This window comes from Ancylobacter vacuolatus (genome assembly GCF_030813595.1).
GTDB lineage: Bacteria > Pseudomonadota > Alphaproteobacteria > Rhizobiales > Xanthobacteraceae > Ancylobacter > Ancylobacter vacuolatus.
This window is the reverse complement of the sequence record NZ_JAUSUH010000009.1, coordinates 172410-189386: the sequence shown is the minus strand read 5'-3', so window position 1 is coordinate 189386 and position 16977 is coordinate 172410. Positions and strand designations below refer to the sequence as shown.

Sequence of the window (16977 nt, the reverse complement as noted above, 5' to 3'; positions counted from 1 at the left end):
GGCCGACCGTGACCAAGGCACTCGACCAAGGCACTGCGACACCAAAGGCAAGCCCATGAACTACCATCGTTATTTCGCCGCCGATCGGGGCCCGGTCGAGACCTGCGTCGTCGGCACCGGCGGCTTCGGCCGGAGTTTTCTCGCGCAGGGCCTGCGGGTGCCGATGATGCGCTGCCGGGTCGCCGTCGACCGCGAGGCGGAGGTTGCCGCCCGCGCGCTGGCCTCGGTCGGCATCGACCCGGCCCGCATTCATGTCTGCACCACGCCGGAGGAGGCGCAGGCGGCTTTCGCGGCGGGGGATTTCGTCGCGGCGGGCGATCTCGCCACCGTGCTGGGCCTGCCCATCGAGGTGGTGGTGGAGGCGACCGGCCATCCCGAGGCCGGCGCCCGCCATGCGCGTTTGACCCTTGAGGCCGGCAAGCATCTCGCCGTGGTGTCAAAAGAGCTCGACAGCGTGGTCGGCCCGGGCCTTGCCCGCCTGGCGGCCACGCGTGGCGTGGTGGCGACGCCGGTGGATGGCGACCAGCCGAGCCTGCTGATCGGCCTCGTCACCTGGGCGCAGACGTTGGGCTTCGAGATCGTCGCCGCCGGCAAGTCGAGCGAATATGACTTCGTGTTCGACGCCGCTACCGATGAGCTGACCAGCAATGGTCGCTCCATTGCCGCCCCCGGCATGGCCGCGCATCTCACCATCGGCACCCGCCCGGCCGCCGAGATCGTCGCGGCGCGGGCGGAGGTCGCCGCCATGCTGCCGCAGCGCGCGGTGCCTGACCTGTGCGAATTGCTCATCGTCGGCAATGCCACCGGATTTTTGCCGGACCGGCCGGAGCTGCACGCCCCGATCGCCCGCATCAGCGAGGTGCCGGACCTGCTCGCCGGCCGCCATGAGGGCGGCCTGCTCGCCGGCGAAAAGCGGATCGACGTGTTCCATTGCCTGCGCGCGCCGCATGAGCCGAGCTTTGCCGGCGGCGTGTTCGTGGTGGTGCGCTGCACCGACCGTGAGACCTGGGACATGCTGGCGGAGAAGGGCCATGTCGTCTCCCGCTCCGGCGCCACCGCGATGCTGTATCTGCCGCGCCATCTGCTCGGCGCCGAGGCGGCGACCACCATATTGGAGGCGGCGCTGCTCGGCGCTTCCAGCGGCGGCATGGACCCGCGCCCGCATCTCGACCTCGTCGCCCGCGCCACCCAGCCCCTGCCGGCCGGCGGCGTGCTCGCCATGGGCGGGCATCACCACACGATCGAGGGCACAACGGCGGAGCTGGTGCCAGCAAGGGCGCTGACGCCGGACGCGCCGGCCCCGTTCTACCTCGCCGCCAACCGCACCCTCGTCCGGCCGGTGGCGGCCGGGCAGCTGATCACCATGGCCGACATCGCGGTGGAAGCGGGCTCCGAATTGCTGGCGCTGCGCCGCCTGCAGGATTCGGCGTTCTTCGGCACGCCCGCTCCCGCGGTGGCTTGACCCTTTGCCGACATCCCAGGAGACACCCATGATCCCCCGCATCGCTATCGCCCCGGGCGACCCCGCCGGCATTGGCGCCGAACTCGTCGTCCGCCTGCTCGCCCATGCGCCGAACCGCGCTGCCGCCGACATTCTCCTCGTCGCCGACCGCGACGAGCTGGAAGAAGCCATGCGGATCTGCGGCGCCCGCTTCGACTATGCGCTGGCGTCGGACCCTGAGCGCCCGGAATTCACCCCCGGCGTGCCTGTCCTGGTGGATTATCGCGGCCGGGGCGAAGCGCCGTTCGAGCGCGCCGTCTCCACCGCCAATGGCGGGCGCTACGCCATGGACACGCTGCGCCGCGCCATCGAGTACACCACGGCCGGCGTGACCGATGCGGTGTGCTTCGCCCCGCTGAACAAGCATTCGCTGCATCTGGGCGGGCTCGGCCATCCCGACGAGACCCACTGGTTTGCCGAGATGCTGCAGCCCAACGGCCCCTATGGCGAACTGAACGCGCTGGACGGGCTGTGGACCAGCCGCGTTACCAGCCATGTGCCGCTGAAGGATGTGGCGGGGCTGCTGACCGAGGAACGGATCGTCGGCGCGATCCGGCTCATTCACTCGACGCTGGTGCGGGTGGGCGTGAGTGCGCCGCGCATCGCTTTGTGCGGGCTCAACCCACATGCCGGCGACAATGGCAGCTTCGGTCGCGAGGAGATCGACGTCATCGCCCCGGCCATGGAGGCGGCGCGGGCGCAGGGGCTGCCGGTGCTCGGCCTGTTCCCCGCCGATACGCTGTTCCTGAAGAAGGACGAGCTCGACGCCATCGTCACCATGTATCACGACCAGGGGCAGATCGCGATGAAGCTGATGGGCTTCTCGCGCGGCGTCACCGTGCATGGCGGCATGCCGATCCCGATCGCGACGCCCGCCCATGGCACCGCTTTCGATCGCTATGGCAAGGGCGAGGCCGGCTGGGGCGCCATTCAGGCGGCGTTCGATGTCGCCTGCCGCATGGCGCGGGCGCGCCGGGACGCGGCGCCGGCCGCCTGATAAAACCGAGGCGTCCTGAACGGAGACCGGTCGATGAAGATCCTGATCCTCGGTGCCGCCGGCATGCTCGGCCGCAAACTGCTCGCCCGCCTTGCCGTGGAAGGGCTCGGCGGGGCGCCGGTGACGACCGCCGTGCTGCACGACGTGGTCGACCCCGCGCCTGCGTCGCCGCTGCCCTTCGCGGTGGAGTGCCACACCGGCGACTATGCCGCCCCCGGTGCCGCCGCGGCGCTGGTGGCGGGGCGGCCGGAGGTGATCTTCCACCTCGCCTCCATCGTCTCCGGCGAGGCGGAGGCGCGGTTCGAGGAGGGCTACCGGGTCAATCTCGACGGCACGCGGGCGCTTTTCGAGGCGATCCGCGCGCTGCCGGACTATCGGCCGCGCGTGGTCTTCGCCTCCTCGCTCGCCGTGTTCGGCGCGCCGTGCCCGGAGGTGGTCGACGACGATTATCTCTGCGCGCCCTCCTCCTCCTATGGCGTGCAGAAGGCGATGGTGGAGCTGCTGCTGGCCGATTACAGCCGGCGGGGCTTCATCGACGGGCTGGCGCTGCGCCTGCCCACCGTGTGCGTGCGCCCCGGCCGGCCGAATGCGGCGCTGTCGGGATTCCTCTCCTCGATCATGCGCGAGCCGCTGAAGGGTGAGGAAGCCGTGCTGCCGGTGGAGGAGGCGATGCGGGTGTGGATCGCCTCGCCGCGCGCCGCCGTGTCCTATCTCCTCCATGCCGCCAGCCTCGACACCGCCCCGCTCAGTGCCCGCCGCAGCCTCAACATGCCGGGCGTCTCGGTCACGGTGGGCGAGCAGATCGCGGCGCTGCGCGCGCGGGCGGGGGAGCGCGTGGCCGGGCTGATCCGCCACGCGCCCGATGCCACCGTGGCGCGCGTGGTCGGCAGCTGGCCGCAGCGCTTCGATGCGGCACGGGCGCGCGGGCTCGGTTTTGTCGGCGACGTGGATTTCGCGGCGATCCTCGACGCCTATATCGAGGAGGAGCTGGGCGGGCGCCTGCCGGCGCTGTGATGCGCCGGCCGGCCGGGTCTCAGGCCGGTCTCAGGCGCTCTGGCCCGCCACCAGCCGGCGCAGCACGGCTTCCATCTCGACGAGGTCGCTATAGACGATGGCGTAGCGCGGCAGCCGTTCCAGCGTGTCGAAGAAGGCGTCGAATTCGGCGGCGTCGGCCTCTTCGGCGAGATCGAACTCCGCTTCCATCAGTGCGAGCAGCGCCTGCGCGGGCGAGAGCGCCGAAACCCGCGTCGGCGAGCCCGCCTTGAAGCGGGGGAAAATGAAGCAGCGGACATGGTTCTCGCCCCCCCCGGGTCCGATGTGCTGCTCGGACGGCACCGGCAGATAGCGCCCGCGCTTCTCGCCGACGCCGATCAGCGGCAGCGCCGCCAGCTGCGGGTGGAAGGGCAGCAGGGTGGGAGTGCTCCCCGGTTTGACATTGATCGCGCCGGGGCAGGGCAGCACCACCGCCTCGCCGTCACGAAAGCCGAGGGCGAGGGAATCATCGGTGCCGAAGCGCCAGCCGCGCGTGACCAGATAGGCGGAAAGCGTGCTCTTGCCGGCGCCGGACACGCCGGCCATCACCACCGCGCCAGCCGTTGTGGCGAGCGCCGCGCCGTGGACGAAGACGGAAGGGTGCGGCGCGCGATAGACGAGATCGAGCAGCCAGAGCCGCACCTTGCCGACCGCCACCGCCACCTTCTCGGTGGACAGGCGGCGCGGGCCGGCGCGCAGCAGGAAACCGTCCGGCGTCACCACCAGGTCGATGGTGGCGAGAGGGGGATGACGTTCCGGGGCGGGATCGAGAAAGCCGCCGAAGAAGCCGACCATGCGCCGCCCGCTCGCCAGCCGGGCGGCGAAGCCATCGGGATCGGACGGGTCGTCGAAAACCGACAGGTCGTCCAGCGCCGCCGCCCCGCCGGGGCCGTCCGGCCCTCCGCCGCCGATGAACAAGCGGAACGCGACGGATGAGCCGGCCAGCCGGACCTGGTAACTGTCAATCAGACGCTCGTCGCCGGCCGGGGCGAGGCCAGCCGCGCGCGCCTCGTCCAGCCGGGGCGTCCTCGCGTCCCGCAACCGCACCTGCCCGGCGCCGTCGCTCTCGATCCAGCCGAAAGCCTCCCATGCAGTGAGGCAATCGCGCAGATCCTGCGCGCCGAGCCCGGAGGCCTCGCCGAGGGCGGTGGGGGTGAGGAAGGCGCCAGGCAAAGTGAGGAACAGCCGGGCGGCTGAGGCATTGAGCGCGTGCGCCATGTCGCGGTCCTTGTCGAAGACAAAGAGCACGTCGTCCAGCACGCGGAAATAGAAGCGCGGCTCGGCACTGCGGGTACCGGCGTCGGTGCCGGTCGTCTCGGGGAAAGCGATGTCCGTCATGGCGAGCCGTCACCAGGCAAGTTGCAGCCTCGGGCGCCCGGCGCCTGTGGCACTGAAGTGTCCGCTGACAAGGCGGCGGGTTCTGGAGCCATCTTGCGGCGCCTTCCGCTCTGGCAGGACATCAACCGGTCAGCATAAAGCGCTGGAGAGACTGTTGCCCGTCTGAGAAGAAGAGGGCGATCAGATCAGATCGGGCCGCGCCGCTAGCTGTCCGCCGCCGCGCGCTTGATCGACATCAGGCTGAGCGTCACCGGCACGCCATAGGCCGCGACCGTGCCGAGCTTGCGCAGCGCGGCGCGCCGGCGTTCATCGGCTATCGGCGCGGGCGTCTTGATGGGGCGGGCGTCTTCTTCGGCGGACATTGGTTACTCCGAACGATCGGTCGCCGCCTCCCGAGGCGGAACACCCATCTGTAAAGCGGCCCCTAAGGCAGGCGTCACTGTAGCACCCTTTCCAATTCGGGAGCCGCCGGGACGTTGGGCGCCCCGGCGCCGAAGGCGAAGCGATCAACAGGCGCGGGCGGAACGGGTCATCGCCATCAGGCTCACCGTGGCGGGCACCGCGTAGACGGCCGTGCGGCCGAGCTTCGCCAGCGCCGCGCGCCGGCGGCTGTCGACCGTCTCGCCGGGCTGCGGAGCGGAGACCGGGAGGGTCGCCGTGGCCGGTGCATCATCGGCAACGTCGTCAGAACGGGTCATGCGGGGTTTCCCGGAAGCGGTGGGGCGAGGGCGAGGCGGAAGGCGGCGCCGGGTTCCCGGGGCCGCCGGTCAATTGCAGGCGCGGGCCGAGCGGCTCATCGCCATCAGGCTCACCGTGGCGGGTACCGCATAGGCGGCCGTCTTGCCCAGCTTCGCCAGCGCCGCGCGCCGGCGGCTGTCGACGGGCTCGTGCGGCGCCGGGTTTGCCGACGGGGCCTGCGTCTCGGGGTGGCTGTCGTCAGAGTGTGTCATGCGCGGTCGTTCCGAAGGGGTGGTGAAAAGCGGGGCAGAATTGTGTTGTCAGCGATGCTGGGGCGGTCAGCTTGCCCGGGCGGACCGGGACATCATCATCAGGCCCACCGTGGTGGGAACGCTGTAGGCGGCGACCCGGCCGAGCCTGACCAGTGCCGCGCGCCGGCGCAGCTCAGCCCCTTCCAGCGCAGGGCGGGTAGCGGGAGCGTCCCGCTCGGTCGTCGATTCGCGATCAGTCGCCATGGCGCCCCCTCGTCTCGCTGAGCCAAGGCCGATGCACGCGCGGCCAAGACTGGAGGGGTAAAAATGCACCTCCGCCGACCGCGCGTCAACTGAGGGCGACGGCCCGGCCCATCGTCATCACCGCCAGCGTCGCCGGCAGGGCATAGGCAGCGCCCCGGCCGAGGCGGCGCAAGGCGTCGCGGCGACGCTCATCCGTGGCGGGCGTCTTTTCCGGCTCGGGCAGGGAGGGGGGCATGGTCGTCTCGTCGGTGAGGGGAAGGGGACGGAGAGGCAAAGGGCCGCCACGCGCGTGCCCGAGGCATTCCCCATCTGCGATTTCGATCAAGAGTAGTTTCAATTTACGGCTAAAGGTCCTATGGCACCAGCGTATTATGTGGCACGTGCTGCTGCTGCGCATGGCTTATGTGTACTCCTGCCGCGCGCGCGTGCTTGCCCGGTCCGCGGGCTTCCATAGCGTTGGCCGGGGTGTCGCAGGCCGACGACGGCCACCTGCCACCAGCGCCAGTCGAGGGGTCGCCATGCCGAGCCGTAACTCCGCCCTTCAAGGCCTGCGCCTGCTCTGCGCCCTCGTCTCGCCCTTCTCCACCCGCGAATCGCTGCTGGCGGACTGGCCGGAGACGCCGCCCTGGCAGGCGCTCCTCGCCCAGGCCGACAAGCACCGCCTCATTCCCGTTCTGTCCGTCGCGCTCGCCCGTCACGGGCTCGTCGACCGGGTCGATCCGGAACTGGCCGAGCTGCTCGCGGCGGTGGCGGCGTGGAACACCGAGCGCAATGAGGGCTTCCGGCGGCAGATGCGGACGCTGAGCGCGGCGCTCAACGCGGCAGGGCTCCAGCCGGTCTGGCTCAAGGGGGCGCTCACGCTGCTGCCGCCACAGGGCCCGGCCGCCGGGCGCCAGATGATGGACCTCGACGTCTGGTTGCCGGAAGAGAGTGCGCAGCGCGGGGCGATGGCGGTGCTCCGGAGCCTCGGCTACGTCTCGGACGGGCCGGTGGAGAGCCAGAGGCATTACCCGCCCTTCTTCCATCCCGACGAGATGGCGCGGGTGGAGCTACACCACAGCGTCGTGGCGCCTTATGAAACCCTGCTGTCCGACGATGAGGCGGCGCAGGGCGTGGAATGGCTGGACTGGGAGGGGCTGCGGATCGGCCGGCTCGACCCGCTGGCGCGGCTGCTGTGCTCGCTGCCGCAATGCACCGACCCCGACGGGTGGTGGCTGGGCATTGCCGAAACCCCGCTGGTGAAGGCCCTCGATCTCGTCCAGCGTGTCCATGATGATTTTGCCGGCACCGTGCCTGCCGCCTTTGTCGCGCGGGTGAGGCAGGCCGGATGGGAACGGTCGGTGCGGGGCCTGCTCACCGTCACCGAGGCCTATTTCGGCCTACCCAACCCATTGCCGGCCGAGCCGACGCATTTGCGGAGGCTGGAGCGCTTCGCAGGGTCTCCGCGCTGGCACTACACGGTGCGGGCGGCGCAGTCCTTCTTCAGCCATGGCGGGCGGCGGATCCTGCGGGCGCCCTGGCAGGTGCCGGCCATGGCGGCGGTCTATGCAAAGCGGCTGATCACGCCGGACGCGCCGCGCGAGCGCTGAGCGCAGGCGGCGGGTGCCGGACGCCGGACGTCTTGCCCTCGCGCGCCCCGTTGCCTAAGCGTTGGCGTTCACGCATCGCCGCCTCCGGCGATCCGCGCCCTCCGCCGCGCCGGGAACCGCGACCGCCATGGCCCTGACCCTTCTCATCTTCCTTCTCGTCTATGTCGCCATGGGATTCGGCAAGCTGCCGGGCTTCATGGTGGACCGCACCGGCGCCGCACTGGTGGGGGCGCTGGCGGTGATGGTGGCCGGCGGCATCAGCCCGAAGGCGGCATGGGATTCGATCGACTATGCCAGCGTCGGCATGCTGTTCGGGCTGATGGTGGTGTCGTCCGCCTTCGTCGTCTCCGGCTTCTATGCCTGGACCGCCGAGCGCGTGGCGCTGCTGCCGGTGAGCGCGCCGGTGCTGCTGGCGGTGCTGGTCGGCGTCGGCGGCGGGCTCTCGGCGCTGCTGACCAATGATGTGGTGGTGGTGGCGATGACGCCGCTGCTGGTGTCGCTGACCCTGGCGCGCGGGCTCAACCCGGTGCCGTTTCTGCTGGCCTTCTGCTTCGCCGCCAATACCGGCTCGGCCGGCACGCTGATCGGCTCGCCGCAGAACATGATCGCCGCCCAGCAGCTCGGCCTGTCCTTCAACGGCTTTCTCGCCATTGCCGGCCTGCCGGCGCTGGCCTCGCTGCCGCTGGTGTGGGGGATCGTGGCGCTGATCTATCGCGGCCGCTGGACGCTGCCGCAGGGCACCGGGCCGCGGGCGCTGGACGCGGCGCCGCCTCCGGTGCCGCTCAACCGGGTGGAGACGGCGAAGGCGGGGGTGGTGACGCTCCTCGTGGTGGCGGCCTTCATCTTCAGCGACTGGCCGCGCGAATTGATCGCGGTCGGCGCCGCCGGCGTGCTGCTGATCAACCGGCAGATCGCCTCGCGCGACCTGCTCGCCCATGTCGATGGCGACCTGCTGCTGCTGATCATGGGGCTGTTCGTGGTCAATGCGGCGATGGCGGCCACCGGCCTGCCGCAGGAACTGCTGGGCGGGCTGCGCGCCACCGGGCTGAACCTCGACGATCCGCTGGCGCTCTATCTCGTGGGTGGCGCGCTGAGCAATATCGTCGGCAACAACCCCGCCGTGATGCTGCTCATTCCCTTTCTCACCCCCGGCGCGGATGCCGAGGCGCTGGGCGCGGCGCTGGCGCTGGGCACCGGCTTTTCCAGCAACCTCATCGTGTTCGGCAGCCTCGCCGGCATCATCGTGGTGGAACAGGCGGCGGCCTGCGGGGTGAAGATTTCCTTCGGCGAGTTCGCCCGCGCCGGCGTGCCGGTCACCCTCGCCTGCATGGCGATGGCGGCCGGCTGGATCGCGCTGATCGCCGCCTGAGCGGCAAGGCGGTGCCTCACCGCCGCCTGAGCGGCAAGGCGGTGCCTCACCGCCGCTTGAAGGCGTCCATCAGTGCCGCGCCGAGGGCGCCCTGCGGCGCCTTTTGCGGCTCGCGGGCCGGCGGGCGGGAATTGGGCGTGCGCGGGGGCTGCGGCGCCTCGCGGGGCTGGTTCGCGCGGCTCTCGCCCGGGCCACGCTGGGGCGCGGAAGCCCCGGCGTCGCGGCGCATGGAGAGCGAGATGCGCTTGCGCTTGATGTCGATCTCCAGCACCCGCACCTTCACTACATCGCCGACTTTCACCACCTCATGCGCGTCCTTGATGAAGCGGTCGGCGAGCTGGGAGACATGCACCAGCCCGTCCTGATGCACGCCGATATCCACAAAGGCGCCGAAAGCGGCGACGTTGGTGACCGTGCCCTCCAGCTCCATGCCGGGCTTGAGGTCCTTCATGTCGTCGATGCCGTCGGCGAAGGTGGCGGTCTTGAAGGCCGGGCGCGGGTCGCGGCCGGGCTTGTCGAGCTCGGCGATGATGTCGCGCACCGTGGGCAGGCCGAAACGCTCATCGACGAAGGCGGCGGGGTTGAGGCCGGACAGCGCCGCGCTGTCGCCCATCAGGCTGCGCAGGTCGCGCCCGCAGGCGCTAACGATCTTGCGGGCCACGCCATAGGCTTCCGGGTGCACGGCGGAGGCGTCGAGCGGCTCATTGCCGTCGCGGATGCGCAAAAATCCCGCGCATTGCTCGAAGGTGCGCGGCCCGAGCCGGGCGACATCCTTCAGCTGCTTGCGGCTGGCGAAGGGACCGTTGGCGTCGCGATGGGCGACGACGGCCTCGGCGAGCGCGGTGCCGAGCCCCGACACCCGCGCCAGCAGCGAGGCGGAGGCGGTGTTGAGATCGACGCCGACCGCGTTCACCGCATCCTCCACCACCGCGTCGAGCGCACGGGCGAGGTGATACTGGTCGACATCGTGCTGGTACTGGCCGACGCCGATCGACTTCGGGTCGATCTTGACGAGTTCCGCCAGCGGGTCCTGCAGCCGGCGGGCGATGGAGACGGCGCCGCGCAGCGACACGTCGAGGCCGGGAAATTCCGCCGCCGCCAGCGCCGAGGCGGAATAGACCGAGGCGCCGGCTTCCGACACCACCACCTTGAGCGGCTTGGAGCCGGTCTCGGAGGCGGGGAGGGCGGCCAGCAGCTCGGCCACCAGCTTCTCGGTCTCGCGGCTGCCCGTGCCATTGCCGATGGCGATGAGATCGACGCCATGCGCGCGGATGAGGCGGGCCAATTCGGCCTGCGTGCCGCGCACATCGTTCTTCGGCTGGAAGGGATAGACGGTCGAGGTCGCGAGCAGCTTGCCGGTGCCGTCCACGACAGCCACCTTGACGCCGGTGCGGATGCCGGGATCGAGCCCCATCGTGGTGCGCGAGCCGGCCGGGGCGGTGAGCAGCAGGTCCTTGAGGTTGCGGGCGAAGACGTCGATCGCCTCCTTCTCCGCGCGCATCCGCAGCTCGGTCATCAGGTCGAGCGAGAGGTGCAGCGAGAGCTTGACCCGCCAGGTCCAGCCGGCGACCTCCATCAGCCAGGCATCGCCGGGCAGCTTGTCGCCGATGGCGTAGGCCTCGGCGATCATCCGCACCACCGGCTTCAGCGGGCGGGGGTCGTCCATGTCGACCTCGATCTCCAGCGCCAGCACATCCTCGTTGCGCCCGCGCAGCATGGCGAGGGCGCGGTGGCTGGGGGCGTTGGCCCAGCGCTCGACATGGTCGAAATAGTCGGAGAACTTGGCGCCTTCCTCCTGCTTGCCCTCGACCACGCGGGCGCGGAGATTGGCGTTCTGCCGCAGGTGCCCGCGCAGCCGGCCCAGCAACTCGGCATTCTGCGCGAATTGCTCGGCGACGATGTCGCGCGCGCCTTCCAGCGCCGCCTTCACATCCGCCACTTCTTCCGTGAGAAAGGCGGCTGCCAGCTCGGCCGGCACGGCGGCGCGCTGGGCCAGAATGGCGTCGGCCAGCGGCCCGAGGCCACGCTCGCGGGCGATCTCCGCCCGGTTGCGGCGCTTGGGCTTGAAGGGGAGGTAGATGTCCTCCAGCTCCGCCTTGGTGACGGCAGCGGCGAGCGAGGCTTCCAGCTCCGGGGTCAGCTTTTCCTGCTGGCGGATGGACTCGAGAATGGCGGTGCGCCGGGCTTCCAGCTCGCGCAGATAGATCAGCCGCTCGCCGAGCAGGCGCAGCTGGGTGTCGTCCAGCCCGCCGGTCGCTTCCTTGCGGTAGCGCGCGATGAAGGGGACGGTGGCGCCCTCGTCGAGCAGGGCGATGGCGGCTTCCGCCTGCTGCGGGCGCGCGCCGATCTCCTGCGCGATCGTCTGCGCGATCTGGCGGGCGATGGCGGCGGCGAGGGTGCTTTTATCGGTCATGCGGAACACGGAATCGCTTGAGAGGAAGGCGAGACCATATTCACTCACGCGGGCGAAGGCCACGCCGCACGACCCGTGCGGCGTGGCTTGTGGATGAGGCGCGGGCCTTCAGCCGATCAGCGGCACATAGTGATGGGGCAGGCGCATCGTCACCAGATCCTTCCGCCGCACCACATTTGTGGGGTAGGGCGTATCGAGATTGGTGGTGTCGATCTCCGCGGTGACGACCCCTTCGCCGGCCCCGAGAATGGCCTCGCGGCGGGGGAACTCGAAGGTATCCGGCCCAAACACGCCGCTCTTGCCGCCATAGCCGGAGGCTTCATCCAGCACATTGGCGAAGGCGAGATGGACATTGTTCTCGCCGGCGCGCGCCCGCATCAAATGCCAGTGATGCGGATCGGCGCCGGTTGGGATCGGGTAGTTCTGGGCGATCGCCGTGCCGGCATGGGCTGAGGTGAGCGCCCCGCGCAGCGCCGCCGGACAAAGGATGAGGTCGCAGCCGCGCAGCGCCAGCACGCGCCCGGCCTCGGGGAAGGCGGCGTCATGGCCGATGATGAGGCCGATGCGGCCGAACTTGGTGTCGAACACGCCCCATTCATCGCCCGGGCTCGCCCAATTATGGTCGGAGGCGTCGAGATGGGTCTTGCGGTAGCGCCCGATCACCCCCTGCGGCCCCACCAGCACGGCGCTGTTATAGAGGCTGCCGCCCTCCTCCTCGGCGAGGCCGGCGGCGAGGTGCAGGCCGTGGCGGGTGGCGATGGCGATGAGGCGCGCCACCGCCTCGCCCTCCACCGGCACGGCGGCCGGCGCGTCGAGCCCGGTGATCGCGCGCTCGGGGAAGACGACGAGTTCCGCCCGGTCGGCCTTCGCGGCCTTGGCCAGCTCCTCGATCCGGTCGAGATTGGCGTTTACGTCGCCGGTGGGGGCGAACTGCGCCACCGCCACCTGCGAGCGCCTTCCCTTGGGCAGCGGGCGGTGGCCATAGAGGCTGAAGAAGTCCAGCGGGTTCCAAGCGAAGGTGGTGGTCGGCAGCTCCATATAGAGTTCCGGCCGGCGCTGCTCGAACACCGGTTCGCCGAGCATGCGGCGGGCGCGGGCGCGCTCCAGGTCGATCTCGACGCAGGCGACGCCGTCGCCGGTATCGATCACCGCCTCGATGGCGCCGTCCGGACCGATGACGCAGCTGCCGCCGGAGAACTGCACGGTGCGCTCCAGCCCCCAGCGGTTGGATTCGATGAGGTAGCAGCTGTTCTCCACCGCGCGGGTGATCCAGTAGGGCGCGGGGGTACGCTCGGCCAGCCAGTTGGAGATGTGGCAGATGATGTCGGCGCCGCCGAGCCCGACCAGGCGCGCGGTCTCGACAAAATGGATGTCCATGCACACGAGCAGGGCGATGCGGCCGAGCGGCGTGTCGAAAACGGCGTGGCCCCGATCGCCCGGCGCCGACCATTTCGGCTCGGCGATATAGGGGTGGGTCTTGCGGTGGGTGCCGACCACGCCCTCCGGCCCGATGAGCACGGCGGAATTGTAATAGAGGTTGGTGGCGGGATCGACCTCCGGCATGCCGATGACGATGTGGCAGCCCTTTTCGCGGGCAAGCGCCGCGAAGCGCTCCGTGGTCGGGCCGGGGATCGGCTCGACGAAGGGCGCGACCTCGGCGCGGTCGAACCAGCAATAGCCCGTCGTGCCCATTTCCGGGGTGACGATCAGTTTCGCGCCGTCCTGCGCGGCCTCCGTGACCAGCGCTTCGAGGCGGGCGAGGTTGCGCTCCTTCTCGAACATGGTCGGCTCGAACTGGACGGTTGCGACCTTCAGCGTCGTGGTCATGGCAGGTCTCCGGGCAAGGAGGAGCGTTCGGCGCCCGGCCGGTTGCGGCGGCGGGCCCGGGAATGTCGCTCGGATGGCGGGTGTTTCGGTGTCAGGCCGTCATGGCCGGGGCTGTCCCGGCCATGACGGTGGGGCCGGGCTCAGGCCGTGAGGTAGGACTTCAGGATCGAGGCGCCCATCGTGTATTTCGGGTCCACCATGTTGCCGAGCCGCACGCGGCCGCACTGGGTGAGCAGCATGTAGGCCTCGATCTCGTCGAAGCCGTAGTCGGACGCCATCCAGCGGATGAGGTCGCGATAGGCCATGCGGGTGGCGTCTTCCATCGGCCGGGTCGAGCCGATGGACATGATGAACTCTTCCGTCTCCAGCCGCGGCGTGTGGATGGTCCAGCCCTTGATCAGGTCGATCTGGATGGTGGTGACGGTGGGGTGCTCCAAAGCGACGCCGCACAATTCGCCATCGCCCTGGGTGGCGTGGCAGTCGCCGAGATAGAGCAGGCCGCCGGCAATGTTCACCGGGAGATAGATGACCGCGCCGATGCCGACATCCGGCAGGTCCATGTTGCCGCCGTAATAATCCGGCTGCAGCGAGGTGATGGCCTCGATCTCCGGCGAGGTGCCGATGGTGCCGATGAAGGGCACATAGGGCAGGGTGATCTTGTCGCTCCACTTGGTGCCGGTTTCGGCATCCACGTGCAGCTTCTTCACCTTGACCGGCAGCGGCGCGTTCAGCATCGCCGTGTCCTTGGTCGGCACCAGCCCGCCGAAATCGGGCATGATCAGCGTGGTGCCCACCGGCTGCGGGCCGCGCGGCACGATGTTCTTGATGTAGACCGCGAGCGTGTCGCCCTTTTCCGCGCCATTGACGAAGATCGGGCCGTTCTGCGGGTTGAGATAGGGGAAGTTCAGGATTTCGAGCGGGTTGTCGGTCTCGTGCTTGATCGCCCCCTCGAAGGCGTCATGCGTCTCCGCCGCCACGACAGCGCCGGGGTCGACCCGCAGCACCGGGTCGACATAGGGGCCGTAGACATAGTGGTACTTGCCCTGCTCCGCCTCGGTGAGGGAGTGGGTGGCGCCCGCCTGGCCTTTGGCGAGGCCTTTGCGTGCCATGAGGGAATTCTCGAGCCAGGACATGATGTTCTCCTTGGGAATTGCTGGCTGTCCGTTCAGACGGCGAGGTGACGGCGCATGGCCTCGCCATCGGCGAGCCCCTCGCGCGTGAGTTCGGCGACGACGCGGCCCTTGTCCATGACATAGCAGCGCTGGGCCATCGCCCGGATCATGTCGATGTTCTGCTCGACCAGCACGACGGTGACGCCGGTATCCTTGTTCAGCTGCACCATGATGCGGGCGATGTCCTGCACGATGTTGGGCTGGATGCCCTCGGAGGGCTCGTCGAGCAGGATGAGCTGCGGATTGGCCACCAGCACCCGGCCGATGGCGAGCTGCTGCTGCTGGCCGCCGGACAGGGTGCCGGCGCGCTGGCTCCAGCGCTCGCGCAGGATGGGGAAATAGCCGAGCACGCGCTCGCGGTCCGCCTCGGTGACGCGCCCCGTGCGCATGCCGCCGACCGCGATGTTCTCGCCCACCGTGAGGCGGGGGAACACGTCGCGGCCCTGCGGCACATAGCCGATGCCGAGCCGCGCCCGCCTGAAGGCGGAGAGATGTTCCACCGGCTTGTCGCCGAAGACGATGGAGCCTTCCATCGCCGGCACGAGGCCGATCAGGCTCTTCATCAGCGTGGACTTGCCCACCCCGTTGCGGCCGATCACGGCGACGATCTCGCCCTGGCGCACCTCGATATCGAGGCCCTGCAGCACCGGCTTGCCGCCATAGCCGGCGCGCAGGCCAAGGGTGGAGAGCATGACTTCCTTACGCATGGGGGCCTCCCGCCGGCTCGTGAGCGGTTTCATGTGCCGTGGTCTGGCCGAGATAGATGGCGGCGACGTCCTCATTGGCGACGATCTCGTCGATCGAGCCTTGCGCGAACACCTTGCCCAGATGCAGCACCGTGACCTGCTGCGCCACCTGGCGGACAAAGGCCATGTCGTGCTCCACCGCCAGCACGGTCATGCCCTGCGCATTGAGCCGCTTGACCATTTCGCCGGTGGCATGGGTTTCCTCCGGCGACATGCCGGCGGTGGGCTCGTCGAGCAGCAGCAGGCGCGGCTTGAGGCTGACCGCCATGCCGATTTCCAGCCACTGCTTCTGGCCGTGCGAGAGATTGCCGGCCAGACGCTTCGCGTCGGCGGTGAGGTTGAGGAAGGCGAGCAGCTTGTCGATCTCCTCGCCCAGCGCCGCCGGCGGGTAATGGTGCTGCATCGCGATTTCGAGGTTCTGCCGCACGCTGAGCGCCTTGAAGATGCCGGGCACCTGGAACTTCACGCTCATGCCGCGACGGATGCGCTGGAACGGCTTGAGGCTGGTGATGTCCTCGCCGCCGAACAGGATGGCGCCGCTGCTCGGCAGATGCTCGCCGAGGATCAGCCGGAACAGGGTCGACTTGCCGGCGCCGTTCGGCCCGATGAGGCAGTGCACCTCGCCGGCCTGAAGCGTCAGGTCGACATTGTTAGTGACGTGCAGCCCGCCGAAGCGCTTGTTGAGGCCTATCGTCTGGAGCATCGGCATCAGGCGTCTCCCGGCTGGCCGTTGGAGGCGCGTTTGGAGAAGGGGCGGGCAAGGAGCCGCGCCAGCGCATAGATGAGGCCGCGCGGCGCCAGCAGCACGGTGAGCACCAGCATGACGCCCATCACCACAAGCGCATATTGGCTGCCATGGATGGTGAGCGCCTGGAACACGGCGAGCACGGTGATGGTGCCGACCAGCGTCGTGGTGAGGTCCGAGCGCCCGCCGACCGCGACCCAGACGATGGGCAGGGCGGCGGCGGTCATGCCCATGGAGGAGGGCGTGATGTACTGGCCCCAGCTGGTGTAGAGCACGCCCGAGAGACCCGCGAGCGCCGCGCCGATGACGAAGGTGCCGAGCTGGTATTTACGGATGTCGTAGCCCAGCATTTCCGCCCGCTCCGGGTTCTCGCGGATGGCGACGAGCACATTGCCGAAGGGCGAGTTCACCAGGATGCGCAGGCCCAGATACACCAGCACCAGCATGCCGAGCACGACGTAATAAAGCTGCACGTCGGGGAACAGCACGATGTCGCCGCCGGGCCAGGGCACGGTGAGCGGGGGCATGTTGCTCATGCCGTTGAAGCCGTTCAGCCGGGCGGCGCCGATCTTCCATTCCGGGCCCGCCGTCTGCGCCATGAAGCGCTCCAGCACCAGCGTCACCGACAGCGTCACGATGCCGAGGAACACGCCGGAGATGCGGCCGAAGAACAGGAAGTAGCCCAGCAATGCCGCGAACAGCGCGGCGATTGCCACCGCGAACAGCAGCGCGACGAAGGTGAAGCCATAGGCGGCGCCGAAATTGATGGTGAGGATGCCATAGGCATAGCCGGCAATGCCGAAGAACGCCGTCTGGCCGAAGCTGAGCGCGCCGCCATAGCCCCAGATCAGGGACAGGCCGAGCGCCATGAAGATCCAGGTGAAGAAATATACCGTGTTGCCGACCGTGTAGCCGTCCGAGAACAGCGGGTAGGCGCAGGCGCCGGCCAGCACGATAAGGAAGCCGATCCAGAAACCGGGGCCCCGGCCCAGCGTCTGCGGGCCTTCGAGGCGGGCGAAGAAACGTGAGAGCGCGTTCATGTCAGTTTTCCGTGT

17 protein-coding genes are annotated in these 16977 nt (G+C 69.6%); 5 read left to right on the top strand and 12 right to left on the bottom strand.

Annotated elements, in window-relative coordinates:
* Positions 1-55: 55 nt before the first annotated feature.
* Genes J2S76_RS18015 through denD form a run of 3 tightly spaced genes read left to right on the top strand, consistent with a single transcriptional unit; the run spans position 56 to position 3512 of the window.
* Entirely contained in the window at positions 56-1462 is a 1407-nt protein-coding gene (locus tag J2S76_RS18015; protein ID WP_307062647.1) for an NAD(P)H-dependent oxidoreductase, read from the top strand.
* A 28-nt stretch (positions 1463-1490) separates the two neighbouring features.
* Entirely contained in the window at positions 1491-2498 is a 1008-nt protein-coding gene (locus J2S76_RS18010; protein WP_307062644.1) for a 4-hydroxythreonine-4-phosphate dehydrogenase PdxA, read from the top strand.
* 33 nt (positions 2499-2531) lie between these two features.
* Complete coding sequence (gene denD / locus J2S76_RS18005) at positions 2532-3512, top strand: D-erythronate dehydrogenase (protein ID WP_307062642.1); 981 nt, start codon at positions 2532-2534, stop codon at positions 3510-3512.
* A 30-nt stretch (positions 3513-3542) separates the two neighbouring features.
* Here the strand turns inward: denD and J2S76_RS18000 are convergent, their stop codons facing one another.
* The 6 genes from J2S76_RS18000 to J2S76_RS17975 form a co-directional block, all read right to left on the bottom strand.
* Positions 3543-4868 (bottom strand): hypothetical protein, encoded by a 1326-nt coding sequence (locus J2S76_RS18000; RefSeq protein ID WP_307062640.1) that lies wholly within the window; start codon positions 4866-4868, stop codon positions 3543-3545.
* A gap of 203 nt (positions 4869-5071) precedes the next feature.
* Positions 5072-5230 carry a hypothetical protein gene (locus J2S76_RS17995; RefSeq protein WP_307062638.1) on the bottom strand — a complete coding sequence of 53 codons (159 nt, stop codon included), beginning with the start codon at positions 5228-5230 and terminating at the stop codon, positions 5072-5074.
* 144 nt (positions 5231-5374) lie between these two features.
* The gene (locus tag J2S76_RS17990) at positions 5375-5566 is read right to left on the bottom strand and encodes a hypothetical protein (protein ID WP_307062636.1); all 192 of its coding nucleotides are present in this window, start codon (positions 5564-5566) and stop codon (positions 5375-5377) included.
* A gap of 69 nt (positions 5567-5635) precedes the next feature.
* On the bottom strand, positions 5636-5818 hold the full coding sequence (locus J2S76_RS17985; protein ID WP_307062634.1) for a hypothetical protein: 183 nt from the start codon (positions 5816-5818) through the stop codon (positions 5636-5638).
* A 66-nt stretch (positions 5819-5884) separates the two neighbouring features.
* Complete coding sequence (locus tag J2S76_RS17980) at positions 5885-6061, bottom strand: hypothetical protein (RefSeq protein WP_307062632.1); 177 nt, start codon at positions 6059-6061, stop codon at positions 5885-5887.
* Between the two features lie 85 nt (positions 6062-6146).
* Positions 6147-6296, bottom strand: a complete 150-nt coding sequence (locus J2S76_RS17975; RefSeq protein WP_307062631.1) for a hypothetical protein — start codon at positions 6294-6296, stop codon at positions 6147-6149.
* 283 nt (positions 6297-6579) lie between these two features.
* Here J2S76_RS17975 and J2S76_RS17970 point away from each other — a divergent pair, with 283 nt between their 5' ends.
* Both J2S76_RS17970 and J2S76_RS17965 read left to right on the top strand, forming a co-directional pair.
* Positions 6580-7650 (top strand): nucleotidyltransferase family protein, encoded by a 1071-nt coding sequence (locus tag J2S76_RS17970; protein WP_307062629.1) that lies wholly within the window; start codon positions 6580-6582, stop codon positions 7648-7650.
* A 127-nt stretch (positions 7651-7777) separates the two neighbouring features.
* Entirely contained in the window at positions 7778-9019 is a 1242-nt protein-coding gene (locus J2S76_RS17965; RefSeq protein ID WP_307062627.1) for an ArsB/NhaD family transporter, read from the top strand.
* Positions 9020-9065: 46 nt separating this feature from the next.
* Here J2S76_RS17965 and J2S76_RS17960 read toward each other — a convergent pair whose 3' ends face one another.
* The 6 genes from J2S76_RS17960 to J2S76_RS17935 form a co-directional block, all read right to left on the bottom strand.
* Positions 9066-11432, bottom strand: a complete 2367-nt coding sequence (locus tag J2S76_RS17960; RefSeq protein WP_307062625.1) for a Tex family protein — start codon at positions 11430-11432, stop codon at positions 9066-9068.
* Positions 11433-11540: 108 nt separating this feature from the next.
* Positions 11541-13259 carry a nitrilase-related carbon-nitrogen hydrolase gene (locus J2S76_RS17955; protein WP_307062623.1) on the bottom strand — a complete coding sequence of 573 codons (1719 nt, stop codon included), beginning with the start codon at positions 13257-13259 and terminating at the stop codon, positions 11541-11543.
* A gap of 140 nt (positions 13260-13399) precedes the next feature.
* Positions 13400-14392, bottom strand: coding sequence for an acetamidase/formamidase family protein (locus J2S76_RS17950; protein WP_307062621.1), 993 nt, complete (start codon positions 14390-14392; stop codon positions 13400-13402).
* A 32-nt stretch (positions 14393-14424) separates the two neighbouring features.
* Positions 14425-15138 carry an ABC transporter ATP-binding protein gene (locus J2S76_RS17945; RefSeq protein ID WP_307062619.1) on the bottom strand — a complete coding sequence of 238 codons (714 nt, stop codon included), beginning with the start codon at positions 15136-15138 and terminating at the stop codon, positions 14425-14427.
* The gene (locus J2S76_RS17940) at positions 15131-15886 is read right to left on the bottom strand and encodes an ABC transporter ATP-binding protein (RefSeq protein ID WP_307062617.1); all 756 of its coding nucleotides are present in this window, start codon (positions 15884-15886) and stop codon (positions 15131-15133) included. The genes J2S76_RS17945 and J2S76_RS17940 overlap by 8 nt, the downstream gene beginning before the upstream one ends.
* A complete protein-coding gene (locus tag J2S76_RS17935; protein WP_307062616.1) occupies positions 15886-16962 on the bottom strand; it encodes a branched-chain amino acid ABC transporter permease in 1077 nt (358 codons plus the stop codon). Before J2S76_RS17935 ends, J2S76_RS17940 begins: the two co-directional genes overlap by 1 nt.
* Between the last annotated feature and the right edge of the window lie 15 nt (positions 16963-16977).